9 protein-coding genes, 3 pseudogenes and 1 riboswitch are annotated in these 16,779 nt (G+C 73.2%); of the genes and pseudogenes, 7 read left to right on the forward strand and 5 right to left on the reverse strand.

Annotated elements, in window-relative coordinates; genetic code table 11:
• Positions 1 to 10 precede the first annotated feature (10 nt).
• The 3 genes from ABZ396_RS26985 to ABZ396_RS26995 form a co-directional block, all read right to left on the reverse strand.
• Positions 11 to 262 (reverse strand): hypothetical protein, encoded by a 252-nt coding sequence (locus ABZ396_RS26985; protein WP_358925380.1) that lies wholly within the window; start codon positions 260 to 262, stop codon positions 11 to 13.
• A 21-nt stretch (positions 263 to 283) separates the two neighbouring features.
• Positions 284 to 2,431 (reverse strand): hypothetical protein, encoded by a 2,148-nt coding sequence (locus tag ABZ396_RS26990; protein WP_358925378.1) that lies wholly within the window; start codon positions 2,429 to 2,431, stop codon positions 284 to 286.
• Positions 2,432 to 2,566: 135 nt separating this feature from the next.
• The gene (locus tag ABZ396_RS26995; RefSeq protein ID WP_358925377.1) at positions 2,567 to 3,025 is read right to left on the reverse strand and encodes an NAD(P)H-dependent oxidoreductase; all 459 of its coding nucleotides are present in this window, start codon (positions 3,023 to 3,025) and stop codon (positions 2,567 to 2,569) included.
• 67 nt (positions 3,026 to 3,092) lie between these two features.
• Between ABZ396_RS26995 and ABZ396_RS27000 the strand changes: the two are divergent.
• Positions 3,093 to 3,179 (forward strand): annotated as a pseudogene (locus ABZ396_RS27000) (lipoprotein); the annotation flags it as partial.
• Between the two features lie 501 nt (positions 3,180 to 3,680).
• Here ABZ396_RS27000 and ABZ396_RS27005 read toward each other — a convergent pair.
• Positions 3,681 to 4,952 (reverse strand): annotated as a pseudogene (locus ABZ396_RS27005) (DUF1996 domain-containing protein); the annotation flags it as partial.
• A 397-nt stretch (positions 4,953 to 5,349) separates the two neighbouring features.
• Positions 5,350 to 5,524: riboswitch (cyclic di-AMP (ydaO/yuaA leader) on the forward strand.
• Between the two features lie 8 nt (positions 5,525 to 5,532).
• Between ABZ396_RS27005 and ABZ396_RS27010 the strand changes: the two are divergent.
• The gene (locus ABZ396_RS27010; RefSeq protein WP_358925375.1) at positions 5,533 to 7,473 is read left to right on the forward strand and encodes an NlpC/P60 family protein; all 1,941 of its coding nucleotides are present in this window, start codon (positions 5,533 to 5,535) and stop codon (positions 7,471 to 7,473) included.
• Between the two features lie 16 nt (positions 7,474 to 7,489).
• Here ABZ396_RS27010 and ABZ396_RS27015 read toward each other — a convergent pair.
• Positions 7,490 to 8,117, reverse strand: a pseudogene (locus ABZ396_RS27015) (NAD-dependent epimerase/dehydratase family protein); the annotation flags it as partial.
• Positions 8,118 to 8,250: 133 nt separating this feature from the next.
• Between ABZ396_RS27015 and ABZ396_RS27020 the strand changes: the two are divergent.
• From ABZ396_RS27020 to ABZ396_RS27040, 5 genes are all read left to right on the forward strand, one after another.
• Positions 8,251 to 9,615, forward strand: coding sequence for an FAD-dependent oxidoreductase (locus ABZ396_RS27020; protein ID WP_358925373.1), 1,365 nt, complete (start codon positions 8,251 to 8,253; stop codon positions 9,613 to 9,615).
• A gap of 147 nt (positions 9,616 to 9,762) precedes the next feature.
• Positions 9,763 to 10,953, forward strand: coding sequence for a hypothetical protein (locus tag ABZ396_RS27025; protein ID WP_358925371.1), 1,191 nt, complete (start codon positions 9,763 to 9,765; stop codon positions 10,951 to 10,953).
• 40 nt (positions 10,954 to 10,993) lie between these two features.
• Positions 10,994 to 11,281 carry a DUF1232 domain-containing protein gene (locus ABZ396_RS27030; RefSeq protein ID WP_358925369.1) on the forward strand — a complete coding sequence of 96 codons (288 nt, stop codon included), beginning with the start codon at positions 10,994 to 10,996 and terminating at the stop codon, positions 11,279 to 11,281.
• 158 nt (positions 11,282 to 11,439) lie between these two features.
• Positions 11,440 to 13,932 (forward strand): SpoIIE family protein phosphatase, encoded by a 2,493-nt coding sequence (locus tag ABZ396_RS27035; protein ID WP_358925367.1) that lies wholly within the window; start codon positions 11,440 to 11,442, stop codon positions 13,930 to 13,932.
• A gap of 191 nt (positions 13,933 to 14,123) precedes the next feature.
• On the forward strand, positions 14,124 to 16,757 hold the full coding sequence (locus ABZ396_RS27040) for a SpoIIE family protein phosphatase (protein WP_358925383.1): 2,634 nt from the start codon (positions 14,124 to 14,126) through the stop codon (positions 16,755 to 16,757).
• Positions 16,758 to 16,779 lie beyond the last annotated feature (22 nt).

The raw sequence follows: 16,779 nt of genomic DNA on the forward strand, positions 1-16,779 counted from the left end.
CGGGCGCCGGTCACAACGTCGCGTGTGTCAGCAATGCCGTTGCCGCCGAGCGTAGTTGGGCCGCGGCGGCCGCGCAGGCCGCTGCCTGTCGCTCCAGGGTGGTGCCGCTCCACTCCGGTGCCTCGGCGCAGCCGCGCAGGGTGACGGCGGCACCGCGCAGCCGTTGCGCGTAGCCGTCCATCCGGTCGGCGTCGACTCTCAGGTCGTTGACGTACGCGAGGAGTTCGGGGGCGGCGGTTGCGGGACGGGATTCGGTCACCATGGGGCGCACCTGTTCTCGGGCTCAGCGCGGCAGCGGGACGCCGGCGCTTCTGTGGGCCATGAACCGTGGGCTGGACAGGACGAACCTGGGCCGGACGGTGTCGAGTTCCAGGATCTGGAGGTGGCGGGCCAGCGGCCCGTGCGCGCCGTCGAGCCGCAGCCGTACCCGGGGGTGGGTGTGGACCCGCGGTCTGCCGTCGGCACGGACGAGGGTGCGTACGGTGCTGTCGCCGCGGCGGCCGTAGAGCACCCAGTCCGCCTCCGGACAGCGCACACCGGGCCCCGGGCCGCCCTCGACACTCAGGCCCAGCTCCGGTGCCTGGACCCGCAGTTCGCGTCCTTGCAGGGCGACCTCGGCGGATCCGTGCACGGCCGGCTGGGCCCAGAGCTCCTCGGCCACCGCCCGCGCCTCCTGGGTGCCGACGGCGAGCGAGACGACATACCGCCCGGTGCGGCGCAGGTCGACACGGCGCACCAGGTCCACGGCGAGGTCGTAGGCGTGCGGCCGCCACAGGTCGTCGACCAGGACGGACAGGCCGAGTTCGGTGTAGGGGCCGATGGTGGTGCAGCGGTGCTCGTAGAGGGAGAGCACGGCGAGGGCGCGGCGGCCGAAGCGGGTGGGGACCAGCCACGTGACGTCCGGCAGGAGACTGCGGGCGACGTCGGCGTCGACCGGGTAGCACAGGTGGGCGGCGGAGGAGTCGTAGTAGCGGACCGGCACGTCGACCGGGCCCACCGAGGTGGGGACGCTGGTGGTGGGGACGGCCAGCAGGGGGTACCCCTCGGGCGGGTGGGCACGGTCCTTGAGCTGGTACACGCGGGTGCGTTCGACCGGGCCCCGGTAGGGGGTGAGGGCATGGTCGACGTCCTGGGCGACCTGCGGGATCACCGTCTCCAGGTGGTCGATGTAGACGCGGAGCAGGTGGCAGACCGGGAACTCGTGGTCGGGGCCGGTGTAGTCGGCCTGGTAGCGGCCGGGGTGCGGGTCGAAGGCGGAGCCCGCGCCGTGGCCGTCGAGAACCGGGACGATGTCGTGCTGGTTGGTGATGGCGGCCACCCAGGTGCGCGGGTCGGCGGGCTTCTTGTTGCCGATCGGCGAGCCGACGGCGACCACGTGGGTGACCCGGTAGGCGCGGCAGAACTCCTCGTCCTGGGCGAGGTTCATGAGCGCGATCCCGCCCTCGCCGTGCCCGACGAGCGCGAGGTCGGCGCCGCGCGGGACGCCGTGGTCCCGGATCGCCAGCAGGATCGAGCGGGTGTAGGGCGAGTCGGTCATGAACAGGTTGCGCCAGGCGCCGGCGAAGTCCTGCGGGGAGTCGTCACGGGGGCGGCCGGGGGCCATGCCGGGCGCCTGGACGACGTACCGGAGCACGCCGTCGGGGCCGCGTACCTCCTGGACGAGGACCCTGCCGTCGGTGTCGAGGGCGTTCATGTTGCGCAGGTAGGCGAGCAAGGAGCCCTCGGCGGCGATGCCCTGGGTCTCCCGGGCGGACGGTTCGACGGCCTGGACGGCGCCCTCGCCGTCGTCCTTGGCGGAGGGGTGGGAGGCGCTGATGCCCCGCACCGGGTCGGCGGTCAGCTCACGTCCGGCGGCGAGCGCCCAGGCGGTTTCGTCGTTGATCGGGTCCTCGCCCAACAGGCCGCGGATGGCGAGGAGTTCGGCCAGGATCGGGACCAGTCCGGACAGCGCGCGCTGGGCGCCCTGGTCCTTGAACAGGGCCCGCAGCGCACGGACGGCCTCCCGGTCGCGGTCGGCGGTGACCGCGTCCATCAGCCGGCGCATGCCCGGGTCGTGCTCGAACTCGGGGTGGTCGAGCAGGACGGCGGCGATCCTGAGCCGCAGCGAGGTGACCGCCACCAGCGCGGCGAGGCTCTCCCGGCCCAGCGCCTCCCCCGCCGCGCCGAGCAGACGGCCCATACCGTCGGGTGCCACGATCGCCGAACCACCGAGCCCCTGCCTGTTGGTGAGCGCCCGCAGCAGCGCCCAGCGGGCGGCGTAGCCGGTGCGTGGGCGGCGGTGCGCGGAACTCGTCAGCGCCGGCGCGAACAGGACGGAGCTGGTCCGTGCGCAGACCTCGCGGATGCCCTCGGCGACGTCCACGACTTCACGGGCGCACTCCCGCAGCAGTTCCTTCGTGGGCGGCCCGGAGGCATGCCGATGCGCTGCCATCCGACGCTCCCTCGGATCGACGACATGGCCTCGTCCCATCGTGTGCCCTGGACCCGGCACGCGCACCTTCGTCCGTCGAGGTGGCGAAGACCGTGGCGGGGAGTGCCTTGCAGGGAGAGCGTGGCAGGGAGCGCGTCAGGCGTCGGTGGCGAGTCCGGCCGCGACGGTCGCCCCGAGTTCCCAGCACGCCTCGATGTCGGCCTTGCCGGGCTCGCCCGTCACCGTCACCGGCTGGGCCGCCCGGCGCCAGCCGAGGCCGGCGGTGATGGAGTCGAGGGCCCGCAGAGCGCCGGTGACGTCGTTGCCGCCGTGCACATAGGCGCCGAAAGGACGGCCGCGCGTCTCGTCCAGGCAGGGGTAGTAGATCTGGTCGAAGAAATGTTTGAGGGCGCCCGAGACATAACCGAGGTTGGCCGGGGTGCCGAGGAGATAGCCATCGGCCGCGAGTACGTCGGAGGCCGTGGCGGACAGGGCCGCCCGCCGCACGACCCGGACACCCTCGATCTCCGGGTCCGTCGCCCCGGAGACCACGGCCTCGAACATGGCCTGGCAGTGCGGCGAGGGGGTGTGATGGACGATCAGCAAGGTGGGCACACCGGCACCCTGCCGTGCGGAGCCGCCGACGGCAAACGGCGGCCGTCGGCCGACATCACCCGGTCAGCCCCGCGGCCCCTTCGTACCGTGCCTGGGCGGGCTCGACAGCGCGGAGCACGACGAGATGCTCCCTGCGTTCGAGCTCGCCCAGCGCATGCCGCGAACCGCCCGACCCTGTCAGGGTCGGGCGGAGTCCCGCCGGGTGCGCCACAGCAGCACGAACCCGCAGGCCAGCAGCAGTCCGCCGAAGAGGGCGGGCCACAGGTGGACGCCGGTCTCGGCGAGGCCGCCCTGGACGGCCTGGGGCTGGGTCCGGGGTTCCGTCCGGGGTGCCGTGGACGGCGTTTCCCCGCCCGCCGGAGCGACTCCGGCCGCGCTCGCCGTGCTGGTCGGGGTCTGGCTCGGCCGGGGCCGCCGTGTCGCTCGGCTGAGTGACCGGGCTCTCCGTGGCGGACGGCGGGTTCTCCGGGCTCGCCGACTCGCTCGGGGCGGGGGCGGCGCTCTCCGACGGCGACTGCTCGTCGGCCCCCGCCCCGCAGGTGCGGCCGGAGTTGATGCAGCCGACCATCTCCCGCATCAGGCTCTCGTCGAATACGTTGATGAAGTCGCCGTGGTCGGTGACCGGCTTGTGCAGCTGCTCGGGGAACGAGTCCACCGCGAACAGCGGGACCGTGCGGCCGCCGTCCTGAAGGCTCGGCGCGTCGACGTGGTAGACGATGCGCTGCACCAGCTGCGGGATCGCCTGGAAACCGGCCGGGCAGCTGCCGTCGGGCGCGGCGAACGCCACATGGGTGCGGTGGTTGGCACTGTCGATGTTCCGGCCGTCCCAGCAGCTCTGGAACTTGAAGGAGCGCACGACGTCACTGCCGGAAGGACACAGAGGGTACTTGTCCTTGAGCTGCCGGTCCTCGAAACCGGTGCAGCTCCAGGAGGCGTTGGCGTTGGCCGGGCCGTTGACGAAGGCCTTGGCGTCGCCGGTGATGACGCGCAGCAGCCGCGGCATCTCGGTGACCTTGGAGGTCGGGTTGCCCTCGAAGGTGAGCGTGACCTCCTTCGGCCTCACGATCTGACCGGCGTTGCCCTCGGTACCGCCGCCCGGGGAACCGGCGTCCCGTTCCTGCTTGCCGTTCTGGAGCCGCAGCACCGGCCAGTAGTACGTCGACTTGTCACCCTGGTCCGCACAGCTCGTGTCGGCGTTCGCGAGGTCGTCGTCGCCGGCGAAGGCGTTGTTGGACTGGTTGCCGACGTAGTCGTGGAAGTGGTGCGCGCCGTTGGAGACGCCGGGCGCGACGATCACGTTGTCCGAGTTGAACAGGCCGTTCGCGTTGACGCCACAGCTGGAGGCAAAGGTGCCGGTGGAGCCGCCGGACCGCTCGGCCGGGGTCGCGACATTGGGCTGGACGGTGGTGATGTCGGCGTAGTCGGCGGCTACCGGGCCGTTGCCGCCCTGGCCGCCGGCGCCGGCGGCCTGGCTCGGCGTGGCGCTGCCCTGCGGCGCCGCCGACTGCGCGCCGCCCTGATCCGAGGAGCGCAGGGTGCAGGCGGCGAGCTGTTCGAGGCCCTGGGGGCGGTCGCCCTCGCGGCCGATGGCGTCGGCGATGCGCTGCAGGGACGCGGACCGCTTCTCCTTCAGCGGATTCATGATCGTCTCGTCGGCGACGCCGGGGTTCTGCTGGACCGCCGCGGCCGACGTCTTGAGCTGCTGGTAGGCGGCCGCGATCTGCTGGTCCAGCTGCGCGAGTTCACCGTCGACGTCGGCCCGGGCGGCGTCGGGCACGTCCGTCAGCCGGCTGCCGACGTCGGGGCAGTAGACGGTGGGCGCGGACAGCACCTGACCTGTCGCGTTCTGCCCGGACCACTGGTCCGAACCACCTTCGGTGGCCGAGGCGTAGACGTTCACCGCGACGAGTCCTGCGCCGCCGAGCATCAGGGCGACCGCTGCGAAGGTCGCGCGTTGTGCTCCGGTCGGGCGTCTGCGCCTGTTGCGTCTCAAGGTCGTTCCCCTGCGTCTCGTGGGCGGCCGGGCATGGAAATCCCCCACCCCATACGCGGCGCGGCGCCACCGTGTTCAACGGCCCAACGAATTCACGGTGACTTCAGAGGAAACGGACCCCTCGGGCGGCCGACGGCGCCGCTCCGACGCCCGTACGACAGTGGTCGGCGTGCGGGTGAAATGCCGTCTGGCACGGCCGGATTCCGAACGCTACGACGAACATCACAAATACGTATCGGACATTACGCACGTCAACCTTCACACGAGTGACACAAGTTGGCTAAGTTGACGGGCAAGCCGCTCGGCTCTCCCCGGCGAATCCCGTCGGGCCGCGCGGCCTCCGCCGAGTCCGGTGCCCCTGAGGGCGATCCGGAGCCGGGGACCCAACCGAACCACTGGGGTGAATCGGCCGACTGCCCGCAGGGGCAAGGGCCGTAGGGCATGCCTTCCGGATCGACCCGCCCGAACCCGACAGCTAACTCGGTAGGCGGAGCACGGAAGGAGCACGACCCCCATGGCGCCCGAGAGCCGTGACGAGGTTCGACAGCGGATCGACAGCCTCTACGACCAGGCCGAGAACGCCACCGGGAACTACAACGCCACACGTGCGATGAACGGGGGCTCGCGGTCACGCGGTATCCCGCTGTTCAAGCGGCCCCGGCGCGACGACCCGGCCCTCGAGAGCATCGCCCGGGAGTGGTTCGACAGCGCGCGCTCGCGACGGGGGCCGAGTGTCCCGGCCGCGCTGCCCTCCGACCGGCAGCCCGCCCGGCCGGGCCCGCGGCGGCCCGTCAGCTCCGTGGCCGACGACCTGCTCAGCCAGTTGGAGGGCTCCGGCCCGTCCCGGCCGGAGCTGCCCGCGGGACCGTCCGCGAACGGTGACATCGAGGTCGTCCGCGAGTTGACGGAGCGCTCGAAGCCGGCACTGACGACGGGGTCCCCCGCGGCGCTGCCCCCGGGGCCGTCGAGCGCGCCCAAGGCCCTGCCCGCCGCCGCGCCGCAGCGGCCCACACCGGGCGCGTCCAAGACCAAGAACCAGCTCAAGATGACCAAGGCGCGTGAAGTGCTGTCCCGGCGCACCGGGCAGCGCGCGGTCGCGGCGCTCGAACCGGCCGCGCCGGCCCCGCAGTCCGCGCCGGGCGCGCAGTCCCCGTGGCCCACGGCCGAGGCCCAGGTCCCGGCGCAGCAGTGGCCGGCCCCCGTCGGCATGCCCGGCCAGTACGGCGACACCGGCTCGTTCCGGACGGACGCCCTGACCGGCACGGGCGCGTTCCCGGCAGTGACCGTCACGGACACAGGCGCGTTCCCGGCAGTGACCGTGACGGACTCCGGTGCCATCCCTGCGGTGCCGGCGACGGACACCGGCTCCTTCCGTGTCATGACCCCGGGCGCCGTCCAGGCCGTGTCACCGGCGGACACGGGCGGCTTCCGCGTGATGGCTCCGGGAGGTACGGGCACCTTCCCGGCCGGGGCCCTCACGGATGTAGGTGCCATGCCGGCCGTGGGCGGCCCGGCCGACACCGGCTCCTTCCGGGTCATGACGCCCGGCGCCACGGGAGCGTTCCCGATGCCGGCCGACACGGGCGCGTTCCCGGCCGCAACCCCCACCAACACGGGCGCCTTGCCCGTCATGGCTCCCACGTACACGGGCGCGTTCCCGGCCGCCGCGGAGACCGCCTACCCCACCGCCGCGTATGCCATGCCGCAGGCCGACTTCGGCACCGGCGCCTTCCCCGCGGCGCCCGCCGCCGACATGGGCGCCCACGCCGCCGGAACGCAGCCCGCAGCCGCCGCCTACGCCACCGCCCCGGCGATGACCGCGCCCCCGGCGGCGATACCCACGGCCGTGACGGACCCTCCGTGGGCGATGATGGCGTCCCCCACGGCGACGACCGCGCCCCCCACGGCGATGGCGATGGCCACCGCCGCCCCGGTCGCCACGGCTCCGCTCCCCACCACCCCCGTCCCGATCGCACCTGTCCCGACCGCACCCCTTGTGGTCACCGCCCCGCTGCCCACCACGCCCCGGGCCGCCTTCACCCCGGGAGCCGTCACCGACACCGGTTCCTTCCTCGTGCCCGGCGCCGCGACGGAGCCCGGCAAGGCCATGAGGGCGCTGGCGTTCGCCCGGTCGCAGATCGGGCGGCCGTGTGTCTGGGGGGCGACCGGGCCGGAGTCGTACGACTGCTCCAGCCTGACCCAGGCCGCCTGGCGCGCCGCCGGGGTGACCCTGCCGCGCAGTACGCAGGAGCAGACCTTCGCCGGCACCCCGATGACACTGGCCGCCATCGAGCCGGGTGACCTGGTCTTCTTCTTCGACGACGACAGCCACGTCGGGGTCTACGCGGGCAACGGCATGATGATCCACGCGCCGAGCCCGGGGGCGTCCATCCGCGAGGAGTCGATCTACAACGCCGGGGAGTCGGCGATCCACCGGGTGGTCCGCCCGGCCTGATCCCCGGCCGTCGAGGTCAGACCCTCCGCCGCCGTGTGCGCCAGCTCTCGTGGTGGTCCAGGAGGGTCTCCTCGACGGGCCGGTAGGTGAGGCCCAGTTCGCGGACGCTCCGGCTGTTGTCGACGCGGAAGCGGATGCCGAGGTGCTTGCGTATGTAGTCCTGGCTGAGGCCGAAGGACGGGCCGAGGATCCGTACCGGCCAGTGCGGGAGCGCGGTGCGTGGCAGACGCGGATCCCAGGGGTGGCGGGTGCGGATGATCCGGGACATCTCGTGGAACGACATCATGGTCTCGTTGGCCACGATGTAACGGCCCTTGGCCGCCGGGTTCTCGGCCGCCGCGATGTGCGCGTCGGCCACGTCGCGGACGTCCGCGGTGGTGAAGCTGAAGTCCGGGGCGCCGTAACGGAAGTAGCCCTTGAACAGCTCGTCAAGCAGGAACAGGCTGCCGGACTCGGAGGCGGGGGTGAGGGAGGGGCCGAGGATCAGGCCGGGGTTGATCGAGACCATGCGCCAGCGGTCCTGGGCGGCCTCGGCGTCCCAGGGCGGCGCGTTCGGCGGCCGTCTTCGCGTAGTGGTAGGGGTTGCCGGCCACCGTGCTGGTGGTGTTGAAGTACTTCTCCGTCAGGATCCCGCCTTCCGACGCATAAGCCGAGCCCGAGAGAGGCCATAAGATCGGCTTATGGGGTCATAGACCGGACCCGCGTACCAACTTAGGACTGCCTTAGTTTAGGCTTCCCGTTCGAGATCGATTGTCATCACTCGAAGGGAACCTGATCATGCCGCGCCCCCTGCGGGTAGCCATCGTCGGAGCCGGCCCCGCCGGGATCTACGCCGCCGACGCCCTGCTCAAGTCCGAGGCGGCCACCGAGCCCGGCGTGTCCATCGACCTCTTCGAGCGGATGCCCGCGCCGTTCGGCCTGATCCGTTACGGCGTCGCCCCTGACCATCCGCGCATCAAGGGCATCATCACGGCCCTGCACCAGGTGCTCGACAAGCCCCAGATCCGGCTGTTCGGCAACGTGGACTACCCGACCGACATCAGCCTCGACGACCTGCGCACCTTCTACGACGCCGTGATCTTCTCGACCGGCGCGACCGCCGACCGCGAGCTGCGCATACCCGGCATCGAGCTGGACGGCTCCTACGGCGCCGCCGACTTCGTCTCCTGGTACGACGGCCACCCGGACGTGCCGCGCACCTGGCCGCTTCAGGCCGAGAAGGTCGCGGTCCTGGGCGTCGGCAACGTGGCCCTGGACGTGGCCCGCATCCTCGCCAAGACCGCCGGCGAACTGCTGCCGACCGAGATCCCGCCGAACGTCTACGACGGCCTGAAGGCCAACAAGGCGCTTGAGGTGCACGTCTTTGGCCGCCGTGGCCCGGCGCAGGCCAAGTTCTCCCCGATGGAGCTGCGGGAGCTGGACCACTCCCCCAACATCGAGGTCATCGTCGACCCCGAGGACATCGACTACGACGAGGGCTCGATCGAGACCCGGCGCGGCAACAAGCAGGCCGACATGGTCGCCAAGACCCTGGAGAACTGGGCGATCCGCGATGTCGGCAACCGCCCGCACAAGCTCTTCCTGCACTTCTTCGAGTCGCCGACCGAGATCCTCGGCGAGGACGGCAAGGTCACCGGCCTGCGCACCGAGCGCACCGCCCTGGACGGCACCGGCAACGTGAAGGGCACCGGCGAGTTCAAGGACTGGGACGTCACGGCGGTCTACCGCGCCGTCGGCTACCTCTCCGACAAGCTGCCCAAGCTGCCCTGGGACATCGACTCGGGCACGGTCCCGGACGAGGGCGGCCGGGTCGTCGAGGAGAGCGGCAACCACCTCCGGTCGACCTATGTCACCGGCTGGATCCGCCGTGGCCCGGTCGGTCTGATCGGCCACACCAAGGGCGACGCCAACGAGACCGTCTCCAACCTGCTGGACGACCACGCCAACGGCCGGCTGCACACGCCCGAGTCGCCCGCGCCGGAGTCCGTGGACGCCTTCCTCGCCGAGCGGAACGTCCGCTTCACCACCTGGGAGGGCTGGTACAAGCTGGATGCCGCCGAGCGGGCGCTGGGCGAGCCGCAGGGCCGCGAGCGCGTGAAGCTCGTCGAGCGTGAGGACATGCTCCGGGAGAGCGGCGCCTGACGCAGGGAGGGAGGGGCCGACGGATCGCCGTCGCGCACCCCGGGTGCGGGGCGCACTCCCCGTGCGCGAGCGGCCCCCGCCCGGCAGGACACGCTCCCGGGCGGTGATACTGGAGGGCACACGCCGCTTCCATCAGCAGATTGGCCCATGTCGAACTCCGTCACCGACCGTGCCGTCCTTCCGCCGACCGTCTGGGCCGCCCGTGGCCGCCACACCGGGCCGGACTCCGAGGAGGTGATCCGCCGGATCCTGCGCCGCCGCAAGGAGACCGGCGCCCTCGACGACTTCGTCGAACCCGCCGTGCCGGAGAACTTCGCCGTGCCGGAGAACTCCGTCGTGCCGGAGGCCTACGACCGGCGGGTCTTCGAGGCTCGCTGGCGCGTCGACCACGGCACGGTGACGGTGCGCGCCCGGCTGACCCTCGTATCGCAGGAGGGCCGGCAGGCGGGGCGGGAGTGGCAGCTCGTCGCCGAGGCCGAGCGGCCCTGGGACGACGGCTGGCCCTCCCCGGCGACGATGTTCTGGCCCGACGGCGACGAGGCCGGTGACGGCGGCGAGGCCGCCTGGGACTACCACCCGGCCGCCGCGGGCCTGCGGCTGCGCACGGTCAATCCGCTGCCCGCCGACGACAAGGAGATGCGCCGGGTCCTGCGCGACGCCGCGAAGGACGCCTGGTGCGTCAACCTCGTGGTGCACGAGGCGATGACGCCCGACGCGCTCGGCCGGCTGCCGCTGGTCCGGCAACTGCCGCCCGGCCTGGCCCACCGTGTGGTGGAGCACCGGGCCACACCCCAGCAGTTCCGTGCCGTCAACTGGGCAGTACGCCACCTCGGTGTCGAGGTGCCGCGCGGGGGCGCCGTCGTGCTGCCCCCGGACCCGGCGCCGTCCGGGTACGACGCGCGGGAGTACGCGGTGCGCAGCGTCTTCCTGGACGGCTCGCGGCCCACCGACCTGATCGCCGCCCTGAGCCGGTTCGCCGCGCTGCCCAAGCCCGCGCCGCAGGGCGCCGAGGAGGCGCTGGCCGATCTGCGCGACAACTGGACCCTGATGACGCTGGAGGAGGAGCTCGCACGCGAACGCAAGCGTGTCGCGCAGTACGCCGAGGCCCTGGAGGCCATGACCAGGTCCCGCGACCTGTACCGGGAGGCCGCCGAGCGGGCCGGCGAGGCGCTCACCGTCCTGCGCGACACGCCCGCCCCGGCCGCGCCCGTCCCCGCGCCCCAACCCGTCTCCCCCTTGCAGCAGTTGACCCGTGTCTTCAAGGGTCTGCGACCGCCGAAGGAGAGTGCCGGGCCGGCGGCCATGCCCGAGGACGAAACCGGGAAGACGGACCAGTGACGAACCCCGGACCGGACCGGGGCGGGACGACAGGACAGCCATGGACAACACCACGACCGTGCTCGTGATCTGCGCGATCGTCGCGGCGGCCCTGCTCGCCGGGGCGGTCGCCATGCTCGTACGACTGGTGCGCACCCGGCGCACCCTGCGCCGGGCCGGGCTGCCGACCGGACCGCGCTGGGTGTTCTGGGGCGCCGTGCTGTACCTGGTGCTGCCGACCGACCTGCTCCCCGACCCGGTCTACCTGGACGACATCGGCGTCCTCCTGCTGGCGCTGCGCTCGATGCGCGCGGCCCGGGTGCTGCCGACGGAGGATCCGGAACTCTGAACCGCCTTCTGGTGCTGGGCCCGGTGTGGGGCTGAGTCGGCGCTCCACGCGAGCGGGGCCGGAGAACCGGTCGGTGCCGCCCGGGTGCGTTCCGTGGGCGTCGTGGCGCATTCTTGCTGTGTCCCCCACCCAGCGGTGCACGGACGAGGTAGGACCGGATGACTGGGAGCGGCGAGCACCTGGACCGGGCGCGTGAACGGCTGACCGCGCTGCTGGTCGACGCCTCGACCGGCGCCCTGGGCGCGGCGGGCGGCCACGTCGCCGGGGTGTACCTGCGCTCCGGCACCCCCGGCCTGCTGCGGCTCGCGACGCTGGTGGGGCTGCCCGGCCCACTGTTCAGACCCTGGTGGCGGCTGCACATGGACCGGCCGTTCCCGGTGGCGGACGCCTACCGGCTCGGGTTGCGGGTGGTGCTGCCCAACGCCACCGAGATGATGCGCCGCTACCCCCAGTTCGCGGCCGGGCTGCCGTTCCAGTTCGGGTCGGTGTACACGCCCGTGCCCGGGGCGGCGCCGGCCTTCGGGGTGCTCACGGTGCTGCGTCCGGCGGCCCCGGACACGGTGGACGAGCTGCCCGGCCTGGACCGCCTGGGCCGGCTGGCCGAGGACCTCGGGGCCGGGCTGCGCGAGCTGGTGGCCGAGGAGGGCGAGACGGCGGTCGCCTGGGAGGGCGAGCCGGTGTGCGTACGGCCGCCCGCGACACGCCCCGGGCCTGCCAGATCCGGCCGTTTCACCTGGGATCCGGCCACCTCGGCGGTGCGCGCGGACGACCGGCTGCGCACCCTGCTCGGCGTGGCGCCGGAGGACTTCCCCGCCACCGGTGCGGAGCTGGTGGCGGCCGTGACGCCCGCCGACGCTTACCAGGTGCTGACCGCGCTGCGTGGGACCGCGGCCGGCAGACCGCCGGAGTCCCCGCTGCGGGTGCGGGCGTCGGACGGCGCCCCGCGTCTGCTGGACCTGTGGCCGCCGCCCGGCGCCGCGGATCCGTCCCTGGTCTGCGGGATCGTCATCGACCCGGGCCCCGCGTCCGCCGACGGGGTGGCCGATCTACTCCCCCAGGGCGTCTTCTGCCTGGACCGCTCGGGGCTGCTCCTCTACGTGAACCCGGCCGCCGCCCGCCTGACGGGCCGGCCGGCCGCCGAGCTGCTCGGCCGGCCCGCGTGGGAGGCCATGCCATGGCTGAGCGGACCGCCGTACGACGACTACTGGCGCGGTGCGTTGCTCGCCCCCGACCCGGTGCACTTCCAGGTCCGTCACGGGGACACCGGTGAAGGCGACTGGCTCGCGCTGTCCCTGCACCCCGGCCCCGGCGTCGTCACCGGCATGGTCGTCCCCGCCAACCGGATCGACCCGGCCGTACACCTGCCCAGCCGGACCGGGCCGGGTGCGGCGAGCGGTCCGGCACCCGCCGGCGCTCCCTCGGCGGCCCCGTTGTACCGGCCGATCGCCCTGGCCATCGCGCTGACCGACGCGGTGACCGCACGGCAGGTGTCGGCGGTGGTGATGCAGGAACTGCTCCCGGCCTTCGGCGGCCGCCGGCTGGCCATCTACCTCCTCCAGGACCGGCATCTCTACCTGGCTTGGGAGTACGGCTTCCCGCCCGGCTTCCTCGCCCCCTTCGACGGCGTCGCTCTCGACGCCCGCCTGCCCGGCGTCGAGACCCTCACCACCGGCAGACCGCTGTTCTTCGAATCGATGCGGCAACTGGCGGACACCTACCCGGACGTCGCCCAGGACGCCTCCGAGGGCGCCCGCGCGTTCCTGCCGCTGATCGCCTCCGGCCGCCCGGTCGGCTCCTGCATCCTCGGCTTCGACGACGAGCGCGACTTCACCACCGAGGAACGCGCCGTCCTCACGGCGCTCGCGGGCCTGATCGCGCACCCGATGGAGAGGGCGCAGCGCTACGACACCGAGGCCGCCCTCGCCCGTGGTCTCCAGCAGGCGCTGCTGCCCCGCCGGCTCTCGGCTCACCCGCTGGTGGAGACCGCGGGCCGCTATCTGCCGGGCACCCAGGGCATGGACGTGGGCGGCGACTGGTACGACGTCATCGAGGCCGGCGACGGGCTGGCCCTGGTCATCGGGGACGTCCAGGGGCACGGGGTGCAGGCGGCGGCCACCATGGGCCAACTGCGCAGCGCTGTACGGGCGTTCGCGCTCGGTGACCGCCCGCCCGACGAGGTGCTGAGCGGCACGAACCATCTGCTCATCGACCTCGACCCGGGCCAGTTCGCCAGCTGCTGCTATCTGCGCCTGGACCCGGCCACCGGGCTGGCCCGGGTCGCCCGGGCCGGTCATCCGCAGCCCCTGCTGCGCGCCCCGGACGGCCGAACCCGCGTCCTGGAGATCGCCGGTGGGGTCGTGCTCGGCGTGGACCCGCGCGCCCGGTATCCGGTGACCGAGCTGGAGCTGGAGCCGGACGCGGTCCTCGCCCTGTACACGGACGGGCTGGTGGAACGGCCGGGCGCCGACATCGACGACGGCATCACGGCGCTGCGACTGGCCCTGGCGGCGGCCGGGTCGGCGCCTGGCCGGCGCGCCGGCCGCTCGCTGGCCGGGGTGGCCGACCTGCTCACGGCCACGGCCCGGCACGCCGCCGACCGCCCCGACGACGTGGCGCTGCTGCTCGCCGCCCGCCGTCCGCCGTCCGGGTAGCGCCGGTGACACGGCACAACGGGGTATCGAGTCCGTTACCTCTTGAGACCCCCTCGCCTCGCAGGGCCGGGCAGTGTAGACATGGGCTCATGGTCCGTCTGCCCGGCCGGTCCGACACTCGGCCGCCCCGTTCCGGGACTCCGCGCGCGCCGCTCGCAGAGCGGGAGCAGACGGCGACCCGGCCGTGGCTTATGCCCTCCGGGCGGCGGTCGGCGCACAGCGGTCGCAGCGTGGCCGGACAGGTGTTCATGCTGCAGGTGGTGATCGTGCTGCTGCTCGTCGTGTCGGCGGCGGTGGCACAGGTCCTCCAGGTGCGGCACGACAGCAGCACGGAGGCCCGCAACCGGTCCGTGGCCGTCGCCCAGTCCTTCGCCAACGCGCCCGGCACCGCCGACGCGCTGCGGCTGCCGGACCCGACGACCGTGCTCCAGCCGAAGGCCGAGGCGGCCCGCAAGGCGACCGGCGTGGACTTCATCGTCGTCATGAACACCGAGGGGGTCCGCTACACGCACCCGAAGCCGGACCGCATCGGCAAGAAGTTCGTCGGGAACATCGGGCCCGCGCTGGCCGGCGGCACCGTCACCGAGGAGGTCCACGGCACCATCGGGGAGCTGGTGCAGGCCGTGGTCCCGGTCAAGGACACCGGCGGCAAGGTGGTGGGGCTGGTGGCGGCCGGCATCACGACCGCGCACGTGGGCGGCACCGCCGATCAGCAGCTGCCGCTGCTGCTGACCGCGGCCGCCGTCGCGCTGGCCCTGGCGACCGCGGGGACGGCGCTGGTCAGCCGGCGTCTCAGGCGTCAGACGCACGGTCTCGGTCCGGACGAGATGACCCGTATGTACGAACACCATGACGCGGTGCTGCACTCCGTGCGGGAGGGGGTGCTGATCCTCGACGGCGACGGCCGGCTGATGCTCGCCAACGACGAGGCACACCGCCTGCTGGACCTTCCCCCGGACGCCGAGCGCCGCCATGTCCTGGACCTGGGCCTGGACAGCGACACGGCGGAGCTGATCGCCTCGGGGCGGATGGCCACCGACGAGGTGCACCTGGTCAAGGACCGGCTGCTGGCCGTCAACCAGCGCCCCATCGAGGTGCGCGGCGGCCCGCCCGGCAGCGTCATCACCCTGCGCGACTCCACCGAGCTGCGCGCCCTCTCCGGGCGCGCCGAGGTGGCCCGCGAGCGCCTGAACATGCTGTACGACGCCGGGGTGGGCATCGGTACCAGCCTGGACGTCACCCGCACCGCCGAGGAACTGGCGGAACTGGCCGTGCCGCGGTTCGCGGACTACGCCGCCATCGACCTGTACGACGCGGTGCTCAGGGGCGAGGAGCCCAAGCCCGGGGACGCGGTGCGCCGGGTGGCGTTGGCCGGCGTCCGCAAGGACGCCCCGCTCTACCAGGTCGACGAGCGGATCCGTTTTGTACCGTCCTCGCCGCAGGGCCGCAGTCTGAGGACCGGCGAGTCCGTCGTCGAGCCACGGCTGCGGGACGCGCCGGGCTGGCGGGCCCAGGACGAGGAAATCGCCGGCAAGATCCTGGAGTTCGGCATCCACTCGCTGATCACGGTGCCGCTGCGGGCCGGGAACCTGTTGCTGGGGTTGGCCAACTTCTGCCGTTCGGAGAGGCTCGCGCCGTTCGACAGGGAGGAACTGGCTCTGGCGGAGGAACTGGTGGCCCGGGCCGCGGTCTCCATCGACAACGCCCGCCGCTACACACGGGAGCACGGCATGGCGGTGGCCCTCCAGCGCAGTCTGCTGCCGCGCAGCCTGCCCGAGCAGAGCGCCCTGGAGATCGCCTACCGCTATCTGCCGGCGCAGGCGGGCGTGGGCGGTGACTGGTTCGACGTACTGCCGCTGTCCGGGGCCCGGGTGGCGCTGGTGGTCGGGGACGTCGTGGGGCACGGGCTGCACGCGGCGGCGACCATGGGGCGGCTGCGCACGGCCGTGCACAACTTCGCGGCGCTGGATCTGGCGCCCGACGAACTGCTGAGCCTGCTGGACGAGTTGGTGGGCCGTATCGACCAGGACGAGACGTCGGCGGACGACACGGCCCCGGTTACGGGCGCGACCTGTCTGTACGCGATCTACGACCCCGTCTCCCGGCGCTGCACGGTGGCCCGGGCCGGTCACCCGCCGCCGGCGCTGCTCAGGCCCGACGGCAGTGTGGAGTTCCCGGAGGTGCCGCCCGGTCCGCCGCTGGGGGTGGGCGGACTGCCCTTCGAGACGGCCGACCTGGAGCTGCCCGAGGGCAGCAGCCTGGTCCTGTACACCGACGGGCTGGTCGAGGACCGGCAGCGGGACATCGACGAGGGTCTCGAACTGCTGGCGGGTGCCCTGGAGTCGGCGGTCGGCGGCACTCCCGAGGAGACCTGTGCGGCCGTCCTGGAGCGGCTGCCGGCCCGCCCCAGCGACGACGTCGCGCTGATCGTCGCCCGCACCCGGGCGCTCGACGCGGACCGGGTCGCCGAGTGGCAGGTGCCGGCCGACCCGGCGGCCGTCTCCGAGGTCCGGTCCAAGGTGACCCGTCAGCTCGCGGACTGGGACCTGGACGAGCTGTCGTTCACCACCGAACTGATCCTCAGCGAACTGGTCACCAACGCCATCCGCTACGGCCGCGCGCCCATCGGGGTACGGCTGGTGCGCGACCGGACGCTGATCTGCGAAGTCTCCGACGCCAGCACCACCTCACCGCATCTGCGGTACGCGGCGAGCACCGACGAGGGCGGCCGGGGGCTGTTCCTGGTCGCGCAGATGGCCGAGCGCTGGGGCACCCGGTACACGCCCGCCGGCAAGGTCATCTGGGCGGAGCAGCCGCTGCCCTGAGTCCTCGCGGGCGACGAGCGGC

It is taken from the genome of Streptomyces sp. NPDC005866, from assembly GCF_040629895.1.
In the GTDB taxonomy this organism is placed as follows: domain Bacteria; phylum Actinomycetota; class Actinomycetes; order Streptomycetales; family Streptomycetaceae; genus Streptomyces.